Source organism: Nostoc punctiforme PCC 73102 (assembly GCF_000020025.1).
Lineage (GTDB): Bacteria > Cyanobacteriota > Cyanobacteriia > Cyanobacteriales > Nostocaceae > Nostoc > Nostoc punctiforme.
This window is the reverse complement of sequence record NC_010628.1, coordinates 6,147,179-6,171,205: the sequence shown is the minus strand read 5'-3', so window position 1 is coordinate 6,171,205 and position 24,027 is coordinate 6,147,179. Positions and strand designations below refer to the sequence as shown.

General features: G+C 42.7%; 26 protein-coding genes. 11 read left to right on the top strand and 15 right to left on the bottom strand.

All coding sequences use genetic code 11. The features are described 5' to 3' along the window. Positions 1-327: 327 nt before the first annotated feature. The gene (locus tag NPUN_RS25200; protein ID WP_041566408.1) at positions 328-1,113 is read right to left on the bottom strand and encodes a TatD family hydrolase; all 786 of its coding nucleotides are present in this window, start codon (positions 1,111-1,113) and stop codon (positions 328-330) included. Positions 1,114-1,469: 356 nt separating this feature from the next. After that, on the bottom strand, positions 1,470-1,769 hold the full coding sequence (gene rpsT, locus NPUN_RS25195; protein WP_041565609.1) for a 30S ribosomal protein S20: 300 nt from the start codon (positions 1,767-1,769) through the stop codon (positions 1,470-1,472). 722 nt (positions 1,770-2,491) lie between these two features. Between rpsT and hisD the strand changes: the two genes are divergently transcribed. The 3 genes from hisD to NPUN_RS25180 all read left to right on the top strand — a co-directional run bounded on the left by hisD (position 2,492) and on the right by NPUN_RS25180 (position 4,954). Beyond that, positions 2,492-3,793 carry a histidinol dehydrogenase gene (gene hisD, locus NPUN_RS25190; protein WP_012411281.1) on the top strand — a complete coding sequence of 434 codons (1,302 nt, stop codon included), beginning with the start codon at positions 2,492-2,494 and terminating at the stop codon, positions 3,791-3,793. Between the two features lie 346 nt (positions 3,794-4,139). Beyond that, on the top strand, positions 4,140-4,565 hold the full coding sequence (locus NPUN_RS25185) for a universal stress protein (protein WP_012411280.1): 426 nt from the start codon (positions 4,140-4,142) through the stop codon (positions 4,563-4,565). Between the two features lie 110 nt (positions 4,566-4,675). After that, positions 4,676-4,954 carry a hypothetical protein gene (locus NPUN_RS25180; RefSeq protein WP_012411279.1) on the top strand — a complete coding sequence of 93 codons (279 nt, stop codon included), beginning with the start codon at positions 4,676-4,678 and terminating at the stop codon, positions 4,952-4,954. A gap of 170 nt (positions 4,955-5,124) precedes the next feature. On the opposite strand, the gene NPUN_RS25175 is transcribed toward NPUN_RS25180, so the two are convergent. Next, entirely contained in the window at positions 5,125-5,511 is a 387-nt protein-coding gene (locus NPUN_RS25175) for a hypothetical protein (protein WP_052304649.1), read from the bottom strand. Between the two features lie 317 nt (positions 5,512-5,828). On the opposite strand from NPUN_RS25175, the gene hslO reads away from it, so the two are divergent. Both hslO and NPUN_RS25165 read left to right on the top strand, forming a co-directional pair. Then, positions 5,829-6,734 carry an Hsp33 family molecular chaperone HslO gene (gene hslO, locus NPUN_RS25170; RefSeq protein ID WP_012411277.1) on the top strand — a complete coding sequence of 302 codons (906 nt, stop codon included), beginning with the start codon at positions 5,829-5,831 and terminating at the stop codon, positions 6,732-6,734. A gap of 155 nt (positions 6,735-6,889) precedes the next feature. Next, positions 6,890-8,962, top strand: coding sequence for a type 2 periplasmic-binding domain-containing protein (locus NPUN_RS25165; RefSeq protein ID WP_012411276.1), 2,073 nt, complete (start codon positions 6,890-6,892; stop codon positions 8,960-8,962). Positions 8,963-9,106: 144 nt separating this feature from the next. Here the strand turns inward: NPUN_RS25165 and NPUN_RS25160 are convergent, their stop codons facing one another. The 4 genes from NPUN_RS25160 to NPUN_RS25145 all read right to left on the bottom strand — a co-directional run bounded on the left by NPUN_RS25160 (position 9,107) and on the right by NPUN_RS25145 (position 12,858). Beyond that, the gene (locus tag NPUN_RS25160; protein WP_012411275.1) at positions 9,107-9,973 is read right to left on the bottom strand and encodes an NAD(P)-dependent oxidoreductase; all 867 of its coding nucleotides are present in this window, start codon (positions 9,971-9,973) and stop codon (positions 9,107-9,109) included. A 435-nt stretch (positions 9,974-10,408) separates the two neighbouring features. Continuing rightward, on the bottom strand, positions 10,409-11,596 hold the full coding sequence (locus NPUN_RS25155) for a class I SAM-dependent methyltransferase (RefSeq protein ID WP_012411274.1): 1,188 nt from the start codon (positions 11,594-11,596) through the stop codon (positions 10,409-10,411). A gap of 139 nt (positions 11,597-11,735) precedes the next feature. Beyond that, positions 11,736-12,125 (bottom strand): VOC family protein, encoded by a 390-nt coding sequence (locus NPUN_RS25150; protein WP_012411273.1) that lies wholly within the window; start codon positions 12,123-12,125, stop codon positions 11,736-11,738. Positions 12,126-12,321: 196 nt separating this feature from the next. Further along, positions 12,322-12,858: a GAF domain-containing protein gene (locus tag NPUN_RS25145; RefSeq protein WP_012411272.1), complete on the bottom strand. Its 537-nt coding sequence runs from the start codon at positions 12,856-12,858 to the stop codon at positions 12,322-12,324. A gap of 411 nt (positions 12,859-13,269) precedes the next feature. Between NPUN_RS25145 and NPUN_RS25140 the strand changes: the two genes are divergently transcribed. Then, complete coding sequence (locus NPUN_RS25140) at positions 13,270-13,506, top strand: DUF4351 domain-containing protein (protein WP_012411271.1); 237 nt, start codon at positions 13,270-13,272, stop codon at positions 13,504-13,506. A gap of 241 nt (positions 13,507-13,747) precedes the next feature. On the opposite strand, the gene NPUN_RS25135 is transcribed toward NPUN_RS25140, so the two are convergent. Then, positions 13,748-14,932, bottom strand: coding sequence for an NAD(P)H-quinone oxidoreductase subunit H (locus NPUN_RS25135; protein WP_012411270.1), 1,185 nt, complete (start codon positions 14,930-14,932; stop codon positions 13,748-13,750). Positions 14,933-15,406: 474 nt separating this feature from the next. Here NPUN_RS25135 and rsmH point away from each other — a divergent pair, with 474 nt between their 5' ends. Then, positions 15,407-16,303 carry a 16S rRNA (cytosine(1402)-N(4))-methyltransferase RsmH gene (rsmH, locus tag NPUN_RS25125; RefSeq protein ID WP_012411269.1) on the top strand — a complete coding sequence of 299 codons (897 nt, stop codon included), beginning with the start codon at positions 15,407-15,409 and terminating at the stop codon, positions 16,301-16,303. A 13-nt stretch (positions 16,304-16,316) separates the two neighbouring features. On the opposite strand, the gene NPUN_RS25120 is transcribed toward rsmH, so the two are convergent. The 4 genes from NPUN_RS25120 to NPUN_RS39425 all read right to left on the bottom strand — a co-directional run bounded on the left by NPUN_RS25120 (position 16,317) and on the right by NPUN_RS39425 (position 17,696). Continuing rightward, complete coding sequence (locus NPUN_RS25120; protein ID WP_012411268.1) at positions 16,317-16,538, bottom strand: DUF6887 family protein; 222 nt, start codon at positions 16,536-16,538, stop codon at positions 16,317-16,319. Next, positions 16,535-16,648, bottom strand: a complete 114-nt coding sequence (locus NPUN_RS44895; RefSeq protein WP_372726492.1) for a DUF6888 family protein — start codon at positions 16,646-16,648, stop codon at positions 16,535-16,537. The genes NPUN_RS25120 and NPUN_RS44895 overlap by 4 nt, the downstream gene beginning before the upstream one ends. A gap of 222 nt (positions 16,649-16,870) precedes the next feature. Continuing rightward, on the bottom strand, positions 16,871-17,404 hold the full coding sequence (locus tag NPUN_RS39430; RefSeq protein ID WP_167315658.1) for a hypothetical protein: 534 nt from the start codon (positions 17,402-17,404) through the stop codon (positions 16,871-16,873). Continuing rightward, positions 17,343-17,696, bottom strand: coding sequence for a PadR family transcriptional regulator (locus NPUN_RS39425; protein WP_083782486.1), 354 nt, complete (start codon positions 17,694-17,696; stop codon positions 17,343-17,345). Before NPUN_RS39425 ends, NPUN_RS39430 begins: the two co-directional genes overlap by 62 nt. A gap of 301 nt (positions 17,697-17,997) precedes the next feature. Here NPUN_RS39425 and NPUN_RS25110 point away from each other — a divergent pair, with 301 nt between their 5' ends. From NPUN_RS25110 to NPUN_RS25100, 3 genes are all read left to right on the top strand, one after another. Continuing rightward, positions 17,998-18,651 (top strand): MotA/TolQ/ExbB proton channel family protein, encoded by a 654-nt coding sequence (locus NPUN_RS25110; RefSeq protein WP_012411266.1) that lies wholly within the window; start codon positions 17,998-18,000, stop codon positions 18,649-18,651. Positions 18,652-18,797: 146 nt separating this feature from the next. Continuing rightward, complete coding sequence (locus tag NPUN_RS25105; protein ID WP_012411265.1) at positions 18,798-19,004, top strand: hypothetical protein; 207 nt, start codon at positions 18,798-18,800, stop codon at positions 19,002-19,004. Between the two features lie 298 nt (positions 19,005-19,302). Then, a complete protein-coding gene (locus NPUN_RS25100; RefSeq protein WP_012411264.1) occupies positions 19,303-19,860 on the top strand; it encodes a methylmalonic aciduria and homocystinuria type D protein in 558 nt (185 codons plus the stop codon). Positions 19,861-19,972: 112 nt separating this feature from the next. Here the strand turns inward: NPUN_RS25100 and NPUN_RS25095 are convergent, their stop codons facing one another. Beyond that, entirely contained in the window at positions 19,973-20,851 is an 879-nt protein-coding gene (locus NPUN_RS25095; RefSeq protein ID WP_012411263.1) for a LysR family transcriptional regulator, read from the bottom strand. 160 nt (positions 20,852-21,011) lie between these two features. On the opposite strand from NPUN_RS25095, the gene NPUN_RS25090 reads away from it, so the two are divergent. Next, entirely contained in the window at positions 21,012-21,788 is a 777-nt protein-coding gene (locus NPUN_RS25090) for a class I SAM-dependent methyltransferase (protein ID WP_012411262.1), read from the top strand. Positions 21,789-21,830: 42 nt separating this feature from the next. On the opposite strand, the gene NPUN_RS25085 is transcribed toward NPUN_RS25090, so the two are convergent. After that, positions 21,831-22,622, bottom strand: coding sequence for a leucine-rich repeat domain-containing protein (locus NPUN_RS25085; protein ID WP_012411261.1), 792 nt, complete (start codon positions 22,620-22,622; stop codon positions 21,831-21,833). A 120-nt stretch (positions 22,623-22,742) separates the two neighbouring features. Further along, the gene (locus NPUN_RS25080; RefSeq protein WP_012411260.1) at positions 22,743-23,759 is read right to left on the bottom strand and encodes a potassium channel family protein; all 1,017 of its coding nucleotides are present in this window, start codon (positions 23,757-23,759) and stop codon (positions 22,743-22,745) included. Positions 23,760-24,027 lie beyond the last annotated feature (268 nt).

Genomic DNA, 24,027 nt, shown 5'->3' with positions numbered 1-24,027 from the left:
CTTCGTTTTGCTGGATTGTACTCACAAGGCAATTTCGTTTAAGGATTTTGTATAGGTTAAATACACAGAAGCCGATGTTGTGCAAAAAAACTCTAGCTCAACCTGGTTTGGCAAGGTTAGTCATGTGTGGAGAGCATCCGCTTGTAGAGATTTGGAGGATGGCCAAGCCGATAACATCACTGAAAATTAGGCTCAGAAATTTTAGGTTCCTTCCTTTATCATTATGACGCACGCAAAATGTTTTTGAGGGAATAATATTAGCATATTTTTGTCCCCCTAGAGTTTTATTTTTTTAGCACAACTGAATAAGAGAGATTAAAGCCCACTTTAGATTGACAGACCAAACAATTCACAGGCATTTTTGGTGGTTTGATGGGCGATCGCTTCTACCGTTTCTTGACGCAGTTTAGCTACTTGCTCGGCTACATAAAGTACGTAGGCAGGCTCGTTACGCCTCTGTCCGCGTTTAGGAACTGGGGCGAGAAATGGGCAGTCTGTTTCAATCAGTAGGCGATCGCTACTCACAATCGCAGCTGATGATTGGATTGCTTTGGCATTTTTGAACGTTACCGTCCCACTAAAGCTGATGTAGAAGCCTAAATCAAGAAACCATTGGGTTTCTTCTGGCGTTCCTCCCCAGCAATGCATAACACCCCGCACTCTTTCTCCCTTAAGTTCCCGCCATTTTTGCAAAACTTCTCTGGTTGCCACAGCAGCATCGCGGCAGTGGATAATCACTGGTAAGTTGAGTTCAGATGCGATCGCTAACTGTGACTCAAATACCAAAAGCTGATGCTCATAGTTATCAGCTTTGTAAAAATCCAGCCCCATTTCCCCAATTGCTACTACATTCGAGTCAGAACTCGCTAAAGTTTTGATTTTCTCGGCTGTTTCGCTATTCCATTTCTCAGCATCTAGAGGGTGCAATCCCACCGCAAAGCTGATTTCAGGAAACTGGTGTGCTATGGATTGAATGGTGGAAAACTCACCTGGGTGAACACAAGAATGTACTAAACGCACTACTCCTGCTTCTTGCCACCGCGATCGCACTGTTGCTAAATCCGGCTGAAAAGTATCAAAGTTGAGATGAACGTGCGTGTCTACTAGTTGCATTCTTTGTTCTTTGTCGTTAGTCATAAAATTGTTAGCCCCAATCGCGACTAAGGACAAATCATCCTTCGGGTGAATTTTTCTCCTGTGGTAGCCACTAAGCGATCATCGCCAAATTTTCCAGAGGTAAACCACGCCCGTCACTTGTTTTCATCGGCATAAACAAAACCAGTTACTCATGGTGCAACCCTGCTGTAAACGGGTTAAAAGGCATAGAGCAAATGTGGTCTGAAAACCTTCAAAATTACACTAGCTTTGGATGAGCAACTGGCGTTTTACGCCAATTAATTACTACAGCTTCAGAAAATTTGTAACCTAGTGACTCACTCAGTTAAAAGATCGCACTGGCTCAACAATGACTATTCAGCTGCTGTTTGAGTGATGGGCTTTAGTTTATGAGCCAATCTCGACTTTTTCCTTGCCCCATTGTTGGGGTGAAGGACACCCCGTTTGACTGCTTTATCGATTTTGCCGTAAGCTTCGGATAATCGAGCCTGTGCTTCTTCTTGTAATTCTGGGGTAGGATTAGCTGCATAGACAGCTACAGCATTAGAGTATTTCTTCATCAGCGTCTTAACTGCTGATTTGTAAGCTTTGTTACGCAGTCGGTTACGTTCTGCGATTTGGGCACGCTTGAGAGCAGACTTTGTATTCGCCACAGTCAATTCCAAAAATACTATTAATATGTACACACACTACTAGACTTACTAATATAGCATCCAAATTGCCAATGTTAGAATTTCCTAAAAAAAACCTGCCATTGGACAATAGTTCTGCTTCCCCTGCTTTCTAAATCTCTCCAGTCCGCAATTGAGTGTGTCGTCAATTTAGGAAATGCGTTAAAATAAGCTATATCAAAATAAAACTGTTACCCTAACTCACCACTACCTGAGAAAGCGCTGTGATTGCCAATGTAATCTTTCCTAAATTTTAGGATGTATTGTCAGAGGCAAAGAACTGTAAACAGCTAAATTTCAGGGGTTATCAAAGTATAGAAGCGATACATATCGTGTCTGTACAGATGAAAACTACTGAGAAGTTAGAAAAATAAGTAAAAATTATACTCAGACCCTACCCCCTGTAAATCTGGGGGCTTGGATGTGCAAACACTCCACCTGAACCCCGCAAGGAGTGAAGGAAAGGGCATAAGGGTAATGGGAAATGGGACACCCACATCCTGCCGCTATTCTGTTAAGGATTGTCGGACTGAGCAATTAAGTCGCCTTCTCAAGCAAACCATCTGCTGGCAACCTTGAGAGTATCAAAAAAATCCAGGTTAAGCTAGAGAAGAGAATTAGAGTCAGCTTGCACACCCCAGTGGGTCAAGAGCAATACTAAATCTCAGGTGTGAATATTATAATTTTGGCATTGTCCTTACTCCATGCTGCGAATCATTACTCAGCAGGCAGACGTTAGAGCAGAACTGCAACGGATCTGCGATCGCACCCATGACGAACAGGTGCTTCACAAAGAAGCAACGGTGCGGGAAGTTTTGCAAGCAGTGAAGCGCCAAGGCGATAAAGCTGTATTGCATTACACAGCCGAATTTGACAAACAAACCCTGAAAGCAGAAGAACTCCGAGTTACAGGCTCGGAACTAGATGCAGCCTATCAGCAGGTGTCAAAGGAGTTGTTGGGCGCAGTTCGGCTAGCTTGCCGCCAAATTGAAGCGTTTCATCGTCAGCGAGTACCAAAAAGCTGGGTACACTTTGGCGACGATGAAGTAGTACTGGGCAAACGCTACACCCCTGTAGACCGAGCGGGGCTGTATGTACCTGGTGGTCGCGCCGCCTATCCTAGTACAGTGCTGATGAATGCAATTCCCGCTCATGTTGCTGCTGTACCTCATATAGTGATGGTGACACCACCAGGTCCAGGGGGTGTAATTAACCCAGCAGTCTTAGTAGCTGCCCAAGAAGCAGGAGTGCAAGAAATTTATCGCATTGGGGGCGCACAAGCGATCGCTGCTTTAGCCTATGGCACAGAAACAATTCCGAAAGTCAATGTGATTACTGGCCCTGGTAACATTTATGTCACCCTTGCGAAAAAACTTGTATATGGCACCGTCGGTATTGATTCTTTGGCAGGCCCCAGTGAAGTGCTGGTGATTGCCGATGAAAGCGCAAATGCGGTGCATGTAGCTGCTGACTTGCTAGCCCAAGCCGAACACGATCCAATGGCGGCAGCAATCTTGCTGACAACAGATGCGGCTTTGGCGAAAAACGTGCAAGTAGCCTTGGAAAGACAGCTAGTGGATCATCCACGGCGAATAGACACAGAAAAAGCGATCGCTCATTATGGGTTGATTGTCCTTGTGGAATCGCTCCAAGCAGCAGCAGAACTCTCAAATGAATTTGCCCCTGAACACCTGGAATTAGAAGTAAAAGACCCTTGGGCACTCCTACCAGAGATTCGCCACGCTGGGGCAATCTTTTTGGGTTACTCCACACCAGAAGCTGTAGGAGACTATTTGGCAGGGCCTAACCACACCTTGCCAACTTCTGGCGCTGCCCGCTATGCTTCGGCGTTAGGGGTAGAAACTTTCCTCAAACATTCCAGTATTATTCAATACTCCCAAACTGCGCTGCAAAATGTGGCTGGTGCTATTGATGTGCTAGCAACAGCAGAAGGTTTACCTTCTCATGCTGATTCAGTCCGCCGCCGAATTCAGCAAGAGGAGTGATTTGGAATGGTTAATTTTGTTTAAGACTGTTGACAAAAGTCACTTTATAGGTAGCAAATAAAGCATTTGCTACCCTGCTTTCAGGGTTATGGCGGGCATCTACTAGACATTGCCCGCCTATTGTATTTTACTTACTGATTATGTTAGTAAGCCTTAGCGTCCCCAAATGACTGGCGAAAATATCTTACTACAATGTACTAGCGTCAAATTTGGGTGAAACCAATTCATCGCATAACCTTGAAAATATATACTAAGTAGGCAAATATAAAAATAATTTAGTGTAGCTGCTAACAAGTTTTACTACATACTTATGTAACGGGGTCTACTCTTATAGGAGACGAGAGCAGTGCTAAAGAATATTTTGATAGCTCTGGACGGTTCGGAAATGGGAGAACGAGTAATTCAGAGTTTAGATAATTTGGTGTTATCAAAAGATGCCAAGGTTATTCTCTGTCATGTATTTCCTACACCAGAGTCTGAAATGGAAATACCTGCCGATCGTCCTCAGCCGGAGTCCCCAACCTTTTCTTATTTTCAACTGGAAAAACAGCTGCAATCCTATCAGGAAAAATTATCAGTCCCAAGTGAGTTAGAATTGGTAACTGGCGATCCTGCCGAAGAGATTATTCGTCTTGCCAATATTTACAAAGCTAACTTAATTATAATTGGTAGTCGGGGATTGATTGGGATGAAACGAATTGTCCAGCGTTCTGTTAGCAGTCAAGTTGTGGAAGAAGCTAATTGTTCGGTGTTGGTGGTAAAGCCGAATTAGAATCAGGTAAATTGAAGTATGTTATTTAACTAATCAGAGACTTAAGAGACTCAATATAGAATATTCTATTGCTATCAACGATTATCTGAAAGGGACTCTCGACTACTATATTGATTGCAGCGCCTCAAAATTTATTAGTCATTGAAGCTAAACAATCAGATTTAGTTCGAGGTTTTACTCAACTCGCTGTTGAATTCATAGCACTTGACCAATGGACTAAATCTATATCTGAACTTCTATATGAAGCAGTTACGACTTGTGAAGACTGGCATTTTGGACTTTATCATCGTGCGAATCGTCAGGTGGCTCAAGACCAGAAACGCTATCAAGTTCCAGAATATTTATCTGTCCTGGTAAAAATTATTGCAGGTATTATTTCTGATCCTTGAACTGGGGAATAAGGACATACAGACTAAGAAAAGAAGCCGGGGAGCAGGGAGCAAGGGTCATGGGCAAGGGCAGAATAAAAATTAGCTCTTTCCCCTCTGCTCCCTGCTCTCTTCCCCTCTGCCTCTTGTGCCCCATACCCCAATTCCCAATCTCTTCACATTCAGTCGATTCAACCTCCTTGAGTTGCCAGAAATTGACGCAAGCTCAACAGACTCAAGGTTTGACCCAAATTCAAGGGCAAAAGTGAAACTCCTTCCAAGCGGGATTGCACCCAACCTTCTCCCCAATACCATTCATGAAACCCGTCAATACCTCCACTGAGTAGCAAACGGAGACAGTTGGATTTTACAACGTCTACTTGATGATGAATTGAGACTGGCCCAGTCCAGGTAGTAAACTGAAATCCCGGAAGTAGTTCTTCTGGCATTCCTGGCGCAAAGCGTTGTCCTAAGAGCCATTTTTCTAGTTGTACCGGATGCAGCAGACTGTCACGAATTGCATCTGTTGACGCTTCAATTTCGATTCGCAGTTGACTTTGTTGAAAATTACCTAGCATTTTTCTAAGATTGCCTAAAAGTGAGACATCGCTATTTCTAATATTGCAAATAGTCTTTGTCATTAGTCCTTTGTCCTTTGGAAATAACTAATGATAAATACTTCTCTACGAGAGGCTACGCCAACGACTTCTCTACGAGACCCTGCGCCAACGACTTCTCTACGAGACGCTGCGCGTTAGCGGAGGATACGCTCAGTAAAAGTGAGCAATGACCAATAACAGCCGTTTATTTACGTGACACCCCACTACGTTACTTTTCTTGCAGCAGAGAACTTAGAATAGAAAAAGTGAACTTGTTAAGAAATGTAAGGTTATTCATGGCGGATCAGTTAATTCGTGCAACAGCAGCCGAAGGTGGAATTCGTGCCGTAGGTGTGATCACCACACGTTTAACAGAAGAAGCACGGCAGCGACACAAGCTCTCCTATGTGGCAACGGCAGCACTGGGTCGCACTATGGCGGCGGGCTTGTTAATGGCTTCTAGTATGAAGCGAAGTGGATCAAGGGTCAATGTGCGGGTGAAAGGCGATGGTCCTTTAGGCGGCATATTGGTAGATGCTGGCTTAGATGGTACGGTACGCGGGTATGTGGGGAATCCATCTATAGAATTACCTCCTAATGCCAAAGGTAAGCTAGATGTTGGTGGTGCAGTGGGTGGTGGCTACCTCTACGTTGTGCGAGATGTCGGTTATGGTTATCCTTACTCTAGTACGGTAGAACTAGTTTCTGGTGAAATTGGCGATGATGTGGCTCATTATCTGGTGAATTCTGAACAAACACCTTCAGCTTTAGTTTTAGGTGTGTTTGTGGGAGCAGGGGGAGTAACTGCGGCTGGAGGATTACTAATACAAGTGTTACCCAAAGCTGCCAGAGATGAAGCCCTCGTAGAAACCTTAGAATCACGGGTCGCTGGTTTGGCAGGATTTACGCCATTGTTGCAAGCCGGAAAGAATTTGACTGAAATCTTTAGCGATCTTTTGGGCGATATGGGGCTGGAAATCTTTTCCGAACGGCAAATGCTGCGCTTCCACTGTGGTTGTTCTTTCGATCGCGTTTTGGGGGCACTGAAAATTTTAGGAGAAGCCGAACTGCAAGATATGATTGTTAAAGATAATGGTGCTGAAGCAACTTGCGACTTTTGCAGCAACGTTTACCAGGCAAGTAGCGATCAGTTAGCTCAACTAATTGCCGATTTGCAAGCTGAATCTACTGTTTCAGGATAAAGTATAAAACGACACTAATTTTTTAGATTGAACATAGTATTCTGTGGAGAGGGATAATCAAAAAAAGTAGCTTTTTGATCGCGAGAAAGTTACTATGGCATCAATGGAATTATCGACCTAAAACAGAGCGCTATTCAATTATTTTGGTGTGAGAGATGACAGAGCGGGATATTCCAGACAGTTGGTCTTCAGCCAGTGATAGAGAGCCAGATCAAAACAAAAGATTATCCCGAACAGAACAATTCGGTGAAACTCAACCATTTGGTGTCCCACCTACTGGTTCTACTTCCAAGTCAGTGAAGCGGCGAAAAAAAAACGATACACAAGGATTACCTATAAATAGTCATTCAGAAGAAACTGCCCAACTCAGTAGTGCTTCTGGGAAATGGCCACGCTGGATGAAAAGCTGGACATTGTGGCTAGTACTACTAATGTTGATTCCCGGCAGTGTAGGATTCTTGGCAATGGCAATGCTGCTCAAGTTGCCAACTGCTCCTAATTGCCCCTCGATTTTCTGGCCCCTAGCTAGTGCTTCTGTGCGTCTACATTGCGCTCAGTTGGCGGCTTCTAAGCAAACAGTGAACGACCTATTGCAAGCGATCGCTCTGGTGAAGCAACTACCACAAAATCACCCGTTGCATGGAGAAATCGATCGTTTCATCGAAGAATGGTCGCGGGATATTTTGAAGCTAGCCGATCAAAGTTTCCAAACAGGGAATTTAGAGGAAGCGATCGCTACTGCTCGCAAGATACCCGAAGATGTGTCAGCTTATAAATTAGTCGATGAACAAGTTGACAAATGGCAGTCAATTTGGACAAAAGCAGAAGAAACATACAATGGTGCGATCGCCGAAGTAAAAGAACGGCGCTGGCAATCGGCATTCATGTTATCCGCCAAAATGCTGCGCGTAGACAATCAATACTGGGCGGGTACTAAATACGACCAATTGAATCGTCTAATCGCCGCAGCCCGCGAAGATGGCGATAAGCTAGGAAAAGCAGAAAGTTTAGCAAGCAGCAAAGTAGTCGATAATTTACTGGAAGCCATCAAGCTAGCTGAGTCTATTGGGCAGGAAAGTTACCTTTACCAAAAAGCTCAGGAAGCAATTCCCGCATTTGGACGCAAAATGCTGGAATTGGCACAGGCAAAACTAGACAAGCAGGATGCAGAAGAAGCACTGAATATTGCTAGACAAATTCCAGAGAGTACGAAACTACAGGGAGAAACAGACGATTTTATCGCCATAGCTGACGCGAAAAGAAGTGCTTGGATAGGTAATGTTTCTGGTCTAGAGGCTGCGATTGCTCAAGCACAACAAATCGATCCTTCCAGACCAGTGTATAACGAAGCCCAGCAACTGATTGCTCGTTGGCAGTTAGAAATTGAAGATGTCGCCAATCTAGAAAAAGCGAGAATGTTGGCTAGCCAGGGAACAGTCCCTAATTTAACAGCAGCGATCGCCCAGGTGCAGCTCATCCCTGCAACTAACCCCAGGGCCACCGAAGCTAGACAAGAAATGGATCGCTGGCGTGCCCAAGTGGAGACAATTGAAGACCAACCGTACTTAGAACGTGCCGAACAGATAGCTGTATTCGATGATATCAACTCCTTACAAGCTGCGATCGCTCAGGCCAGCGAAATTCGTAGAGGTCGGGCATTATATCCAGAAGCACGGAAAAGAATTCGGACTTGGGTAGGAAAAATTCAGCGAATTCAAGACCAACCCTACTTGGATCAAGCACAAGAACTGGCTCAGAGTGGAAATCTCACCGCCGCCATTAGCGCCGCTCAACAAATTGCCTCATCTGGAAGGGCGCTTTCACAAGAAGCGCAAGCTGCGATAAATGATTGGGAAGGGCAAATCCGCACTAGAGAAAACTGGAAAAAAGCTCAAGAAGTTGGCGCGGCTGGTACGCCAGAAGCTTTGGTTGAAGCAATACGGTTGGCAGATCGGGTTTCAAACAATAGCATCTTACGTATGGATGCGAATCTGGCTATTGACCAATGGAGTCAGCAATTGTTAGAAATAGCCCGCTCTCAAGGTCAGTCTGATATTGCTAGAGGGATTGATATTGCAAAATCGATTCCACGCGGTAGTGCTGCTTACAGTGCGGCGCAAGAGCAAATTAAGACTTGGCAGGATTTTCTCAATCCTAAACCTGAACCTCAGCCTCAACCCCAGACTGAATCTCTACCATTTCCTCAATCAACTACTAATGGGCAGTAATATCGTTATTTAAAGATTAAAACCTTTTAATTCAGCATTTTCAACACGCATATCAGGGATGCCGGGGTGTAAAAAACTTTTAAGTAGGGTAGCACAGCTAACTGTGCTACCCTACTTAAATTTATTCCTCCATTTATTCCTCCATCACTCTCCCCATTCTTTAATTACAGAAAATAGTGATGAATAATCATCATCAGCAAATGACATTTTCACGGCTGTTTGCAAGATTTGCCGCACACCTTTAATACTGCTGAGATCCAAACTTCGAGATTTCGCTTCAGAGATAAACAATTCTGTATCTTTGAGCAAATGTTTTGTAGGGAAATTCGGTTCGGCATAATTGCCATCCAACATACGTTGTAGCTTTTTGTCAAAGGTAGGTGCGTAGAGTGGACTGTCGCGCAAGATTTGCATAAACATATCCACATCAACACCCTGACGCTGGACAAAAGCCAGGCTCAGAGCAAAGCTAGTTGTTAGAGAAGCTATTAGTTGATTTAGTGCCAATTTAAGCGCCGCCGCAGATCCTACTGGCCCGATAAGTAAAGGTTCTGTCCCAAAATTTTGGAGTAACTTCAAGTGCCGTTGATATTGTTCTGGCTCTGCCCCTACCATCACACTCAACTTGCCAGCTTGTGCTTCTGGGATACTCCCTAATACTGGTGCTTCTAAATACTCACCACCACCACCAACTATTGCATCTCTAATTTCCTGGCTTTCTGTGGGAGTAATTGTTCCCATTTGGATAATCGTGCGCCCTTCCAGAGTTTGCCAAGCAGTATCTGAAAGCAACACATTATAAATGGCTGGGGCATTAGTCAGCATGAGAATTACGCACTCAGCAGCACGAATGGCGTGGCGGGGATGTGTAGCAATTTCAGCCCCAGCTGCTTGTAGTGGTGCTAATTTTTCTGGGGTACGATTGTAGGCAACTAGCTGTATATCTGCGGCTAATAACCTTTGAGCCATTGGTAGTCCCATCAGTCCAGTTCCCAGAAATGCCACCTTCATTTTTTACGTTCCTTTAATACAGCGTCACCGATAGCGTTTGCGTAGCGTCTCTATGAGAGGCTGCGCCCTAAACGAAGCTATGCCGTAGGCTTTACGCTTAGAGCGAGTCATCGAGCGTCATAGCCCATTGCGAACATCGCATTGTTTGATTCAAATTTAGTTGGGAAGTACTTATTTGAAATTTAAGATAGAATCCTAAATCCAGTTTTGTTACTCCCTAACTCTGGCAATCAACCACCGGCAGCAAAAGTCAACATAATTATCACTGAAAGTAAAATACCGGGAGTAAGTAGTGTTGCTAGCATTAACAGGTCATGAGTGGACATAATTATTACTTTGGTAGTGTGTTTAACTTTACAGTAATCACTGTTATGCTAGTCTAAATAAGACTAATACTGCATTCTTAAATAGAGTTTTAACTTTTCAAATTAACGTTCACTCTGGCAGTGTCAAGCCTTTTAGTGACTGAGAAATTTCTGTATTGTCCAGACCTTTGCTCTGAATTAAGACTCCAAAGCCGCCTAGTCCTGTAGGATCTATAAGCTGGTGTAGTGCATCCCGGCGCTGTAGTAACTCCAAGAGGGGTTGCTTTTGATAAGAAAGGGCTGCAATCCGATCGCCTAACCCCAACGCCATCAAAAATAATCCCTGCTGGATAAAACCAACATTCTTTAAGTTACACTTCTGGCCCCAGCGTTCCAAAGCTGTAAAGTCAACATGGGCTGTGATATCTTGTCGCCCAATATTGATATAGGGGTTGTCATGGAAACGATGATGATAATAACACTGTAGGGTTCCTTGCGATCGCCTGGGATTGTAGTAACGGCTGGCGGGGTAGCCATAATCAATTGTTAACACATAGCCGCGCTGCAAGCGGTCTGCTACTATACTCAACCAGTCTAGAGCAGCTAAATTAATTTCACTACGGTAGCCATCTGGATATGCACTTTGAGTAAAGTTCATTTCCACTAAGTCTAAATATTCAGCCAGTTGGGGCGTTGAAGGTTCCCCTATAACTTCCGCAAATGAAGGGTATGGGGCATTAGTTTCTTTTTCATTCTTATCTGTGGTTACATAAATTTCCCTAAGTTCTCCTGTTTCTAGGATGAATTGATGGACGGGGAAAGCATCTACTAACTCGTTGGAAAAAAAGCAGCCTGCGATCGCATTTGGTGGTATCTCCTCTAAATTGCACCAACGCACGGGGAAATCTTGCAAGCGTTGCTGCTGTTCTTGTCTTAAAATTGGCGACTTTTCAACAATAATGTACTCTAGCGCCGTAAAAAAATCTGGGTAGTGTAGCTGATGATATTTAAGGATATGCAAAGCTAGCAGTCCTTGACCTGCTCCCATTTCTACCAAAGAAAAGGGTACAGGTTTTCCTAAAATCTCCCACATTTGCAAAAATTGTTCTGCTAGTAATTCACCAAAGTCAGAACAGAGGTTGGGAGAGGTAAAAAAATCACTATCTTTAAAGCCTATTTTGACTGCATCGCTGGAATAGTAGCCGTATTCAGGGTGGTATAGTGCCAAATCCATGAATTCGGCGAAAGTAATTCGTTGCTGGGGAGTATTAGTAATGTGATTGGCGATCGCTGCACACAATGCTGGATTTGAATCCATTGGAAAGTCAAGAGTTAAGAGTTATAAATTCAATTTAACTTCTAAGTCCTCAACAGACAGTTTAACCCGTGACTTTCTCTATATTGACTGAATCATAAGCATGGGAAAGCTATCTTGACTAAATCCATTTGTGAGAATTTCACCCACTCACTAACGACACCAACACGCCATTAGGATCGCGGACACGAGCAATTGTTTGTCCCCCAGGTTGAGATTTAGGAGCATTTAATGCTTTTGCACCGGCCCCGATCGCTCTCATGTAAGCACTGCCAACATCAGGAGTGATAAATGATATCTGGATTAATGTCGGTGGTTGTGCAGGATCGTTGGGATGGAAGCCGCCAGGAAATAAATTTTGTGCTTCGCTAGTGGAGGAGAAAGCCAATGTGGTGTTTCCGGTTTCGATTTCAGCCCAGATAGATTGCCCTTTATCCAAGAGAGTGCGACGAACTAGACCAAAGGCTTTTTCGTAAAACTCAACGGTCTTAACTACATCGTCTACCCAGATGACCGTGTAACCAAATTTCATAATTCTTCCTCCTTATCTAGAAAAAATTGAGGGTTTGAAACCCACCTCCGTGGGTTTTGCCTGTGTAGACGCAGTTTCTAACCGCCCTTTTAACTACGAATTACGAATTGCGAACTTGTACTGAGCGTAGTCGTAAAGCCTGCGGCATAGCTACGCTTAGGGCGCAGCCTCTCGTAGAGAAGTATTGCTAATTGTTTTAACTCTCCAAAATATTACGATCTGTTGCTAGAGTTTGCGCCCCTGTTTGCATCATTTCTATATCTGATGACGACCAATCATGAGGCCCTTGACAGTGATGTGCTACTAGTAATCCCCATAATCCTCTAGGAATGACAATTGGTACAACCAAGTTGGCGCGAACTTGCAAATTGCGGAGAAAATCTCGGTGACAAGGCTGGATTGGCTCTAATTCAATATTAGCGATCGCTCTTACCCGTCCTGCTAAGTATAAAGCAGCATACTCATTGTTAAAACAATCATCTGGGCCAGTGGAACTAAGTATTGAAAATTCTTTAGAACTCAAAGATTCAAAAGTAACTTGACCTTGCCACTGACTATAAAAATAATACAACACCACCCGATCGACCTGAAGCGATTCTCTGAGTTGATTGGTCGTTTGCCGGACTAACTCATCGCGCTGAATTGATTTAACAAGGCGGTCGAGTAAATTTTGCAAACCCTGTTCACGGCGATCGCGGCTATGGTTAAATTCTGAGTGAGGATGAATTTGCACGGTTCTAAAATTACGACTAGGTAAATGCTGCCGGATTTATATGGTAATTTATTAGACCTTATTTAAATACATTCTAGTATTTATAGCAGCAATTCGATTTTAACGAAACATAATCGTAGTCAACCTTTTTACTAAAATTAAAATAAATTATTAAGAAATTACAATTTTTAATTTGCACCAAAGATAATTCAAAATTATAAATTTAGTATTAAGAATTTTAGAAATTTACAAATAATATGTTTTGTCTTTTCCTAGCTTGAGGTAATAAATATACTTCAAACTCTAATGTAACAATTCAGTTTGCATTCCTCGTTACAGATATTTGAAGGGGGTTAGGGGAGATAAATAAGTGCAAAGATACAGCAAATTACTTTTCAAACATCCTATAAGCAATTTGAGTAGGAGCGGACTATGAGCTACATTACCATAGGCGAGCGTATTGGTTACGAGCGTGGAAAACAACAACAAGGAAAAACACTCGTGTTAAGCCTACTACAAAAATGGGTAAGAGATTATTTACCACAAGACGTTCGAGGGCGCATTCAAACTCTTCCTTTAGAGCAATTAGGAGCGCTTGGCGAGGCTTTATTGGATTTTACAGCTATTGAGGATTTACTTAACTGGTTAGAAGCAAATCAAGCAGCGTAGAATATTTTTCAAAAGACGCGATTTATCGCATCTATTGCCTTAATTACGAATTACAAAATAATGCCAAAGAACAAATAATCTGAGGTTCTCGTTTCTCCAGTTCTTCTGTCACAATACACAAACGGTCATCCAGGTAAAAAAAAGCTTTATAATCGCCAGCTTTGCCCAAAGCTAAAAAAATAGAGCAGTTGCACTGTAATACAACTGCTCTAAAAAAGTACTTACATTAGATAGATATTATCTACCTATCCACAGACCCCATAATTACGTCAACGCTACCGAGAATGACCACAATATCTGCAACCTTCATCCCGCGCAGTAAATGTGGAACAATCTGAAGGTTGTTGAAATCTGCGGCGCGAATCTTCCACCGTGCAGGGAAGACGTTATCATCGCCTACCAGATAAATTCCCAATTCACCTTTGCCACTTTCTACACGGGCGTAGATTTCACCCTTCGGTATCTTGAAAGTGGGGGAAACTTTTTTGCCAATGAATTGATAATCAAATGCGTCCCACTCGGATTTTTTACCTGCAGCTAAACGCTTGGCTTCCAGATTTTCGTAAGGGCCGCCAGGAAGTCCTTTAATTGCTTGGCGAATAATTTTCACAGATTCGCGCATTTCCCGCATCCGCACTACGTAACGGGCAAAGCAATCACCGGCGGTTTCCCACTGCACATCCCAGTCGAAATCGTCGTAGCATTCGTAATGGTCAACTTTCCGCAAATCCCATTGCACGCCAGAAGCGCGTAACATAGGGCCAGAAAGTCCCCAGTTAATTGCTTCTTCACGGGTAATAGTACCAATACCTTCAACACGTCGCCGGAAGATGGGGTTATCGGTTACTAAACGTTCATACTCATCAACTTTGGGTAATAAGTAGTCGCAGAATTCCAGACACTTATCTACCCAGCCGTAAGGTAAATCGGCTGCTACTCCACCAACGCGGAAGTAGTTGTTATTTACCATCCGATAACCTGTGGCGGCTTCCCACAAATCATAAATCATCTCCCGTTCGCGGAACTGGTAGAAGAAGGGAGTTTGTGCGCCTACGTCAGCTAAGAAGGGGCCAAACCATAGCAAGTGGTTAGCGATGCGGTTCAACTCCAGCATGATGACGCGGATGTAGCTAGCGCGTTTGGGGACAGCGACACCTGCAAGTTTTTCTGGGGCGTTAACAGTGACGGCTTCGTTGAACATTCCCGCCGCGTAGTCCCAGCGACTAACGTAAGGGACGTACATTACATTAGTGCGGTTCTCAGCGATTTTTTCCATTCCTCGGTGCAAATAGCCGATAACTGGTTCACAGTCAACGACATCCTCGCCATCCAGAGTCATGATTAGCCGCAGAACCCCGTGCATTGAGGGGTGGTGTGGCCCCATGTTTAGCACCATTGGTTCAGTGCGGGTTTCTAGTCTGGTCATAGATTTCGTGTTCTCCGTTCGTGAAAATTTTGAATTGAACCGCCTAGATGCCAACCACAGCCGATTTATCTAGTCTGCCAAAATGAGGTTTGTAGGGGCAATCTATATAATTTTGACTCTACAGGGTTATGTTGGAGAGAGGATAGCAGCGAAGGTGTTGTAATTGTTTCATTTCGTTGCACCTCTTCAATTATTATAGGGAAGCTTGATATGCAAGGGATTGAGGCACAGGTTTTTTTTCATCTAATCTCTTTTTGCATTTAAAATCTTGATGTTGAGGATTGGGATTGAGTGTTAAATAGGACTTAAATCGAACCACAGAGAAGCCAGTGCGTTGGGCGGGTTCCCCGACTTGTTCGCTTTTAGCGTTCCCGCAGGGTAGCAACTGGCGCGACGCAGAGGACACGGAGGAATAGGAGTTTAAGAGGTTTTTGGTGTAAGTCCTACGAAATAACAACAAAAATAAAATTAAAGATGAAATCAGATTTAGAAACACCGCTAAATTTAGAAGAACTGGCTTTTTCTCATATTTCCGTGTTGGGACGAGAGGTAATTGAGGGTTTGGCGGTTCGTCCAGGCGGACATTATTTAGATGTAACGGTAGGTGGTGGTGGTCATAGTCGCTTGATTTTGGAAGCTGCTGCTGATGTGCGGGTAACGGCAGTTGACCAAGATGAAGATGCTTTAGTAGCTGCAAATAAGAATTTAGCTGAATATAGCGATCGCATACAATTTATTTATAGCAATTTTGCTGACTACGAGTTTCCCCCCAACACTTTCGATGGTATTTTAGCCGATTTGGGGGTAAGTTCTTACCATTTAGACCAAGCAGAACGGGGTTTCAGCTTTCGCCAAGCCGCGAATTTAGATATGCGAATGGATCGAGGGCGATCGCTAACTGCTGCTGATGTGATCAATAATTGGGATGAAGCGGAATTAGCAGATATTTTCTTTAAGTACGGTGAGGAGAGATTATCGCGGCGCATTGCTCGTCGCATTGTAGAACGGCGACCGTTGCACACGACTACAGAATTGGCTGATGCGATCGCTTCTTCAGTGCCTCCCAAATACCGTTATGGGAGAATTCACCCCGCTACCAGGGTTTTTCAAGCTCTGCGAATTGTCGTCAACGATGAGTTAAAATCCTTAGAAACCTTTTTAGATAAAGCCCCAAATGCCCTTGTCCCTGGTGGCAGAATTGCGATTATCAGTTTTCATAGTTTAGAAGACCGCCCGGTGAAGCATGGTTTAAGAAATTCACCTTTATTAAAAGTCTTGACAAAAAAACCAATTATTGCTCAAGAAGAGGAAATTAGTAACAATCCGCGATCGCGATCGGCCAAACTGAGGATAGCTGAAAAGCTCGTGTAACTACAATGCAGCGTTATGCTCCATCTCGTGGCTCAGAACTGCTGCGAATACGCTCAATGAACTTAGGATAATTTTCTAAATCCTGTTCTGACTGTAACGGTGGCATTTCAATCCAATTACCTTCGAGATGCAGCTTATCCACATAAGCGTAGAAAGCTTCTTGATCTTCCCGATGAGCAAGAACGTAATCATGTAACTCTTTCTGACTCATTGCATGAAAATTAGGCTTGCTCATCCTATGTATCTCCATTTACCGTTAGGGTATATTTCTATGATATTTTCCTCACCTGCCAAGAAGAATAGATTTTTTGTCCGTTCATCCATCCGAACGATATTAATAGGCAAGTAAAGCTTGGTAAACCAGCAGCACAATATGTAGCACTGTGTTTTTTGTTCTGGTGTAGGAATAATCTGAACTCCTTAACATTTATGAAAGTTAACACTAAAAATAAATTCTCAATAAGCTGCGATCCACTGCGAGGTAAATCTCCAAGAGAACAAAATAGATAAAAAGGAAATGACGTAGTGGTAAATTACTCTACGCCATGCTTGAAAATGGATTTTTCTCTACTCGCTCTTGACTTTACCTAGTGAGAAGAAATCTGACAGCTTGATTTTTAAAGCAGAAATTACCAGGATGACAGTTTTCCAAACATTATTAAGATTAACCTGCCAACGGGGATAGTTTTTGTGCAGCATCTCCCAATTTACTTCGTATAAATCCCCTAGCCATTCTTCACGTCGTTCTGGGGGGAAGAGGTAAGCAATTGGGGAAGCTATCCACCTACTAGCCCAAGTTTCAGCAGGATCAGATTTTTTATACTTGCGTAATCTCTTTTTTAACTTAGAGAGCTTCTCTAGATTTTCTACTGAGTTTTCTAAATCGTTCACCACTTTCTGAACTATCAACTCTTCCACTACTTTGATAACTTCCTCTGATTTTAAAGATGTTATGCCTTCCAAGTGTTGTGTCTTAAGTTGAATTTCTTTAATAGTAAATTCCCAATCGTTATCTTCAATTTCTGTGCCTGCTGTTCCACTAACTGGGCTGCCAAGTAAGTAGGTTAGAGCGGAAAGACTGGACGGCTTCGAGAGTCGCAACGCCGCTACCTGTAAGTTTGTAATAGCGCCGTCTTGCTCCACCTCGTTCTTCACGCCCTTCATCTCCCCAACGGGATTCGACAAGTCCTTTCTTTTCCAGAGAATGGAGAACAGGATAAAGGGTGCCAATCCCCATCTTAGTGTTACCGCCGCTAGCCTCTTCCATAGCCTGCGGAATTTGGAGACCATAGAGTTCTTTGTTGTAGAGTGCGAGCAAGACGATTTCTTCTCGTGGTGAAACTTGGGCATTGGTTGAACCTTTATTAAGTATTTGCTTCGCGTTTATTTGCATTATTTTGACCCACATTGGAATAGTTACTTAGATATTTCTCGTTGTTACGACCCCTGTAATAGGGCAACGAGCCTACTCACTGTTACGACTCCTGTAAAGCAGCAGTGAGACTTTTATCTAAAATCCAGTATATCTTATAAATTTGATAATTGCTATGAAACATCTATGCAGCTTGGGCAAGCCGTAGTTGCTTTGCTAACACTTTAAAACTTGCAGAGCAATTCTTTGTGGGAAATGATATCAACTTCGCTCAAACAACGATCTGTTAATCTAGCGTTGTTGGTAAGTTAAAAAATAATAAATGGAAATTAGTAATCTGTTTACAGCAGGTGGCGTGGTCATGTGGCCTCTCCTGGCGTTCTCTTTGTTAGGAGTAGCGCTGATTATCGAGCGGATCATCTTTTGGGTAAGAATAAATAATCGGCAAAATAAGGTAGTGCGAGAGGTGCTACAGCTTTATCGCCTTGATAATGTAGTTAGTGCTTTAGATAAGTTGCAAAAAAATACTGATTTACCCATTGCCCGAATTTTTTTAGCAGCTTTAGAGTTAGAAGAGGCGACACCAGAAGAATTTCGGTTGGCATTAGAAAGCGAAGCACAAGCCGAAATTCCCTTACTTAAGCGATCGCAAAATATTTTTGAGACAATTATTGGTCTTGCGCCGTTGTTGGGACTTCTCGGTACTGTCTTAGGATTAATTAACTCCTTTGCCTCTCTAAATATTGGAGATGTGGGAGGTACTAAAACAACAGGTGTAACATCTGGAATTAGTGAAGCTTTAGTATCCACAGCATCAGGATTAGTAGTAGCAATCTTTACACTATTATTTGCTAATACTTTCCGGGGACTCTATCAGCGTCAGATAGCTTGGATTCAAGAATATGGTGGACAGTTAGAATTACTCTACCGCCGTCGCTACGAAAGAGGCGATAAATCTTATGTGCCTACCAGATGAAGCGAAACTGGATAATTGTAAATTAGCAATCGGTAATTGGGATTAGTTCACTACTTATTACCGATTTTGATCTGCAATTTTTGACTCTAATAGTGTTCTAAAATAACAAATAGCTTTTTTCGTTACACTTTTCGAGGAAATACTCCATGACTATTTGGGTAAATGAGCAAATTGATCCGTCTGGGATGATTCATGCCTGTATTGCCACTTGTAATGAATCTCAAGCTAAAGAGTGTCATGATTCCTTTCAGAATAATTTGACCGAGAACCAAAAGGCAGCAGGTTGGGTAGCGCAATTGCGGACAGTTGATTCTTGGGATGAAGTGCCGGTGAATTCTTTAAAACTCAATTAATTGGGTGAGATGGAGTTAATTCTTTGGGGTTTTAATTGAACGGATTTCGGTAGCGTAGGCATAGCCCGCCAGATGTATCGCTTATCTACACTTATGCTAATGCCTACAGCGATCGCAACAAATCCTATGAGAACAGGTTAATAAAGGATAAAATTCGGATTAAAATTCTCAAATTATTAGCAAATGCTTCTAAAAAAAGTAACATAAGAGAGGAAAATGATGATTTTTCTGAACTTTTAAGAGCTATCATCTATACCGTAGATTAAATTAAAAAACTTGTATAAGCCGAATCAATTTAGTGAACTATCCCAAAGTTTACACTTCGGAGCAAGCCTGTCCCATTAATTTAGTTGGCGAAACAGGACAAGCGGTTCAAATTTCAATTCATGCTCCCAGTCAATATATCTGTGCCAACTGCGAACGGATATTACCGGATTGGAAACGGCAGTCATTTTTACGAGTAGTGATTGTCTTGCAGCAATCGCGTTATCAATTAGTTAAAAAGACGACAGAAGTAGAGTCCGAGAAAGAACGCTTACGAGAAAAGTTTATGCGATTTGGCTGTGATTTAGCATTTAATCTGCGCGATCGCGGCTATTTAACTGACCTGATCGACCCTCGTACAGGCTACCCTTTACTATCTCATCCTGGAGCAATTCCCCATGATGACACAGCAGTTGTCAAAGCTTTGCTCAACTATCCAGTGATTAAAAATCAATGCCGTGTACTAGTGCATCCCGAATGGGGCGCAGCAGTTTATCCTAGCATCTTGATATCAGAAGCTCCCCCAATTTTGATCGAATGGGTTACTAAAGGTATAGCAGCTATGCATGGGTGGAAAGAAATTAGTCATTAGTCATTGGTCATTGGTTATTTCTACTTACAGCCGCAATCAGAAGATTTAACAGCCATTTGCAGATTTTTACAATGGATACTGATTGGTAAATAAATAAATCGCCAGTAATAAATCAAGTTATGTGTTTTACAATCTCCAGAAACCTCTGTATCGTTGGGGATGTCTCGCTACTGCGCCAAATCATTGCAATGGCAACTTTTGGGCTGACTGGTTCGATATTTTTATAAACTACCCCGGTTCGTTGCAAATTTTGTAAAGATGCCGGCACAATTGCAACACCTATTTCGGCTGCCACTAGGCTAATAATTGTTTGCATCTGAATGGCTTGTTGACTTACAGAGGGACTAAAGCCTGCTTGCTGACAGAGACTAATAATTAAGTCGTAAAGTCCAGGCGCTAATATTCTCGGAAATAAAATAAAGGGTTCATTAGCAAGCGATCGCAAACAAACATAAGATTGATTTGCTAGCAAATGTGCTTCAGGTAATGCTACTATCAGTGACTCTTGAAAAATTATTTCCCAGCTAAATGTATTTTCTTCCACAGGTGGACGGACAAACCCTACATCTATCCGACCTGTGCGTAACCACTCTAACTGTTGATCTGTAGTCAGTTCATGCAACTCTAGACTCACACCAGGGACACAATTCCGAAAGGTTCGCAAAATGGTTGGCAATATATTATACGCGGCAGAACTGACAAAGCCGATCGCTAATTCTCCGAGTTCACCGCGACTAGTTTGTTGCCCGACTTGGATTGCCTGCTGCAATTGCCTGAGAATTTGTTGGACTTCATCCAGAAAAACCACCCCCGCTTCTGTTAAATTCACGCTTCGTTTTGTGCGATGAAACAGTTCAAAGCCCAATTCCTTCTCTAGCTGGCGAATTTGTTGACTTAAGGGAGGTTGGGCAATGTGCAATCTTTCTGCTGCCCGTCCAAAGTGCAGTTCTTCTGCCAAGGTGACAAAGTAGCGCAGGTGTCGTAGTTCCATCTGTTACCTGAACTTATATCTTTTAAATATTAGTTAAGGTCAAAATATATATTGGACATAATTAATAATATTTTTTATTGTGATGATTATGCAGTCACCAACCTACCGAACTTGGTTGACGACTAGCAAAACAATACTCTGCAATGTAATTTCATAGTTTATGAATAATCTTCCATTACTCGACAATAATTGGAACACAGACCTGTATGAGGATAAACACGCCTTTGTCTGGCAATATGGCGAGAACTTGCTGAAAGTACTCAATCCCAAGTTGGGAGAATCCATTTTGGATCTTGGCTGTGGGACTGGGCAACTAACAGAAAAAATTGCTCAAGCCGGGGCTGAAGTCACTGGAATCGATCGCGCATCCTCGATGATTGAGACAGCAAGACAAAACTATCCCCATCTACGCTTTGATGTTGCTGATGCCAGAGATTTTCAAGTATTGAAACCATTGGATGCTGTATTTTCCAACGCTGTTTTACATTGGATTAAAGAAGCAGATGCGGCGATCGCTTCCATACATCAAGCGTTAAAACCTGGGGGGCGTTTTGTCGCAGAATTTGGTGGTAAGGGAAATATTCAAGCGATCGTCACAGCTTTGTACAGTGCTTTAGAGGCGATCGCTATCTCCCCGCAAGCACTGAATCCTTGGTATTTTCCTAGTATTGGTGAGTACGCTACCCTATTAGAACAACAAGGCTTTGATGTTACTTATGCCACCTTGTTTGCTCGTCCTACTCCCCTAACAGAAGGCGAAGCAGGGATGGCGAACTGGCTTGAAATGTTTGCTGATGTTTTTCTAGCAGGACTGTCTGCTGACCAAAAAATACAAATAATTCGCACCGTGGAAGAGCATCTTTTGCCGACACTGTATCAACAAGGCAATTGGACAGCAGACTATCGGAGAATTCGCATCGTTGCCATCAAACTTTAGATTGCTTGACAAATAACTCAAGGTTCGCGCGCGATCGCTACTTTAAAGCTCATCAAATTGGCAAATAGATTCTGGTTTTACAGGACATATTTTGGGTGCGATCGCGTTATTTTTAATATTAATAAAAGTTAAATTTTTCAGAGATGATAAAGGCTTGATATTGCTGATTTTATTTGAGTTAAGGGAGAGTTCAGTCAAATTAGTCAAAGCAGACAAAGGCTTGACATTGCTGATTTCATTTGATTCAAGAGAGAGAATGGTCAAATTAGTCAGATTAGACAAAGGCTTGATATCGCTGATTTCATTTGAGTTTAGGTAGAGATAAGTCAAATTAGTCAGAGTGGACAAAGGCTTAATATTACTGACTTGATTTGAGCGGAGAGAGAGAGAAGTTAAATTAGTCAGAGCGGATAAAGGCTTGATATCGCTGATTTGATTCTCTCGGAGTGAGAGAGCAGTCAAATTAGTCAGAGCGGACAAAGGCTTGATATCGCTGATTTCATTTATGTCGAGGTCGATAGAAGTCAATTTAGTCAGAACAGACAAAGGCTTGATATCGCTGATTTCATTTATGCCAAGGTCGATAGAAGTCAATTTAGTCAGAGCAGACAAAGGCTTGATATCACTGATTTTATTTGAGTTCAGGGAGAGAGAAGTTAAATTAGTCAGCTTTTGGTTAGCCTGCTTGCAATTTTGAGTTTGGGCTTTTTCTAAAAGAACCTCAACAGTATGTTTTGTCTGTGGAGGTAAATTTGATTTCTGCTTACACCAATTTGTAAAACTTGTGGGAGTTGCCAAAGGAGCAGCAATAGTCTGTGTGGCGTAAAAGCCCAAAGTAAAAGTAAATATTGTGGCGATCGCTAAATCTCGTTTTATTGCATTATATTATACTTTTTAAATACGCAATTATACTATAGAATATTTACTTTAAGTTAGTATAAAAAAGTAATAAAATCAGCTATTTTTCGGTCGCCGCAGTTTCTTGGAATTTATGGGGCCGAGAATTTGATTAAGGCTACGCAACTGTTCTGCTGTACCCATACCAATTAGGCGATCGCCTGACATTAAGACTGTATCGCCAGTGGGGCCACCAATGAGAGCCCCATCAGCGCGGCGAATTGCCAGAACTAATGCCCCGGATTGCGATCGCAATCTCGCCTTTTGCAAACTCTGACCCACGAAGGGACAAAAAGCCGGGTCAAGTAAAAATTCTTCCATGTACAATTGGCGGTCTGCACCTGTCAAAATCCCGTCTACAAAGTCCAATACTTGAGGTCTAAGAGCCGCAGCAGCCATGCGCTTCCCACCGGTAATATAGGGGGATATCACCTCATCTGCACCACCGCGTCGTAACTTCTGCAAAGCTTCTTCTGTACTTGCGCGGGCAATCACCCGAATTCCCGAATTCAGTGTTTTTGCTGATAAAACTATGTATAAATTTTCGGCATCGGAGGGAAGGGCTGCAACAATACATATTGCCCTTTCAATACCAACTTTCAAAAGTGTGTCATCTAGGGTAGCGTCACCTTGGAATGCTGTATAACCTTCTGTCTGCGCCCTTTGCACAGATTCCATATCTGAATCAATCACTACAAAAGGTACGCCTTCTGCTCGAAATTCCTTGGCAATTTGACGACCAGTCCGACTAAATCCACAGATGATGTAATGTTCTGTTAGAGATTCCATTAACCGCCTCTGTTGTTGTAGCCGAATTCCTTGTTGAAAGTAGCCTTGAATGATCGCTTCTGTAAATCTGTTGACAATGTAACCGATATTGACTACACCCAACAAAATCAGGGCAATTGTAAACAATCTTCCTCGGCTACCCAGTGGGTGCGTCTCCCCGTATCCCACAGTAGCTAAAGTAATGACTGTCATGTACGCTGCATCTTCCCATGACCAGCCCTCCACTAACGAGTACCACAAAGTGCCAATGAGGAAAACACCGCCAAGAGCGATCGCCCCAGCCATTAACTCCTTTTGGATACGTTGATATTTTTGCTCAAGTGTTGAAAATGACGTAACAATAGTACTTTTAGCCTACTTTTTCTCGTTTTCTACTAACTTTATAGCATTAGTCTTTTTTAGTACATTTAAACTACAAGTTATCCAAACTCAATACTCCTAATACTTAAAAATATTCATCTTTAACTTTACATGAAGCTCTAATCCCTAGAAGCCTATTTGGGAGAAAGTGTTGGTATTGCTTCTTCCATTCTGATGATACAAGCCCAAGTGA